The 1,755-nt window shown below is 66.8% G+C and carries 1 protein-coding gene, 2 rRNA genes and 1 pseudogene; 1 reads left to right on the top strand and 3 read right to left on the bottom strand.

Annotation, left to right across the window (positions count from 1 at the left end):
• Positions 1-372, bottom strand: a pseudogene (locus ACIBG8_RS00020) (pseudouridine synthase); the annotation flags it as partial.
• A gap of 231 nt (positions 373-603) precedes the next feature.
• Between ACIBG8_RS00020 and ACIBG8_RS00015 the strand changes: the two are divergent.
• Positions 604-1,347, top strand: a complete 744-nt coding sequence (locus ACIBG8_RS00015; RefSeq protein ID WP_397340163.1) for an SAM-dependent methyltransferase — start codon at positions 604-606, stop codon at positions 1,345-1,347.
• 103 nt (positions 1,348-1,450) lie between these two features.
• Here ACIBG8_RS00015 and rrf read toward each other — a convergent pair.
• Positions 1,451-1,567, bottom strand: a 5S ribosomal RNA gene (gene rrf / locus ACIBG8_RS00010).
• 99 nt (positions 1,568-1,666) lie between these two features.
• Positions 1,667-1,755, bottom strand: a 23S ribosomal RNA gene (locus tag ACIBG8_RS00005); the annotation flags it as partial.

The raw sequence follows: 1,755 nt of genomic DNA, 5'->3' as shown, positions 1-1,755 counted from the left end.
GCGCGGACCGCCACTCTGGAAATCGCGGCGTGGGCCACGGTCGTCGCCGTCTCGGCGGGGGCCGCGGTCGTCGCGGTTCTGGAAGTCTCTGCGCGGGCCGCGGTCGTCGTCGCGGCGGGGGGCGCTGAAGTCCCGGCGCGGGCCTCTGTCGTCGCCCTCGCGCCTCGGGCCGCGGTCGTCGCGGCTGTAAGGGCGGCTCGCGCCCCGGTTGTCCGACCTGTCGTCGGAACGGAACGGGCGGTCGCTCCTCGAATCGCGTCCCCGGTCACCGCCGGTCGGGCGGCTGTCCCCCGAGCGGGGGCCGTCGCCGCGCCCGCTCTGTTCGCTCTGTTCGCGGCGTCCGTCGCCGTCCGATCCGTTATCTCTGTTCACTTCTGGTCCATTTCGTTGGCTCAGCGGACTCGTGCTCCAACGCGACGGTCCACCGTAGTCGTATCGCCGCCCGCACCTGGGTCTTACGCGACGAAGGCCACCCGTGGTGGGGTGGCCAGGCCTCTCCAGCCTAGCAAGCCGCTGAATGTCCCCGTGCCGCAAGGGCCGGTCCCGCCGTATTCTGGGAAATTCGTTCGCTCCCGGCGCACCCCGTCAAAGACGATGATGCGCATGTCACTGCGCTTTCACGAGATCTCAGAAGCCCGGCACCGCATTCTGAATCCGTTCACCGACGCCAAACTCGATCTTCTCGGACGGCTGTGCCACCTCACCCCTGGGTCTCGCCATCTCGACCTGGCGTGCGGCAAGGGCGAGATGGTCAGCCGGTGGGCGGCCGACTACGGCACCGAGGCGGTCGGCGTCGACATCAGTCGCGTCTTCCTCGACGCGGCCCGTCAGAGGGCCGCAGAGCTGGATGTTTCGGACCGCGTCACGTTCGTCGAAGCCGACGCGGGCTCCTACCAACCCTCACCAGAGGCGTTCGACCTGGTCTCGTGCATCGGCGCGACCTGGATCGGCGGCGGTACGGCAGGCACCCTCGACCTCATGCGCCCAGCCCTGCGCCCCGACGGCCTCGCCCTGGTCGGCGAGTGCTACTGGATCACCCCACCCCCGCCAGAGGCACTGGACGCGCTCGGCATAACCCCTGACGGGGCCGTGTCTCTCTGGGGTACGGCGGAGCGGTGCGATCAGGCGGGCTTCGAGCTGGTCGAAATGCTCCTCGCCGACCCGGACGACTGGGACAGGTATATGGCGCCCCAGTGGTGGACGCTCAGCCAGTGGCTCCGCGACAACCCCGCAGATCCTGACGTTCCAGCGATCAGGGAGCTTCTCGAGCGTTCCCGTCGCTCCCATCTGGAGTATGGCCGGCAGTACCTGGGCTGGGGCGTCTTCGTCCTGCGCCCGACGAAGTAGCCAGTGGTCGTAAACGCAAAAAGGGCTGCCCCGACCGGGGCAGCCCAAAGAAACACGTCAGGGCCTCCACCCCGGAAGATGGAGACCCTGACGTTGAAAGATTGCGCGGCGGCGACCTACTCTCCCACACCCTCCCGAGTGCAGTACCATCGGCGCTGGAAAGCTTAACTTCCGGGTTCGGAATGTAACCGGGTGTTTCCTTTCCGCTATAACCGCCGCAACCCTGTGAGACCGTTTGTTGTCTCAGAATTGCGTAGTGGACGCGAGCACAACCCCTGCGCACTCGTACGAAGACGGCGCAGCGAGGGATGTTTGCTTTGTGGTCAAGTCCTCGGCCTATTAGTACCGGTCAGCTCCACACGTTACCGTGCTTCCACCTCCGGCCTATCAACCCAGTCGTCTACTGGG

The organism is Nonomuraea sp. NPDC050556 (assembly GCF_044457355.1).
Lineage (GTDB): Bacteria > Actinomycetota > Actinomycetes > Streptosporangiales > Streptosporangiaceae > Nonomuraea.
The sequence above is the reverse complement of the archived record's forward strand: the minus strand, read 5'-3'. Positions and strand labels throughout refer to the sequence as shown.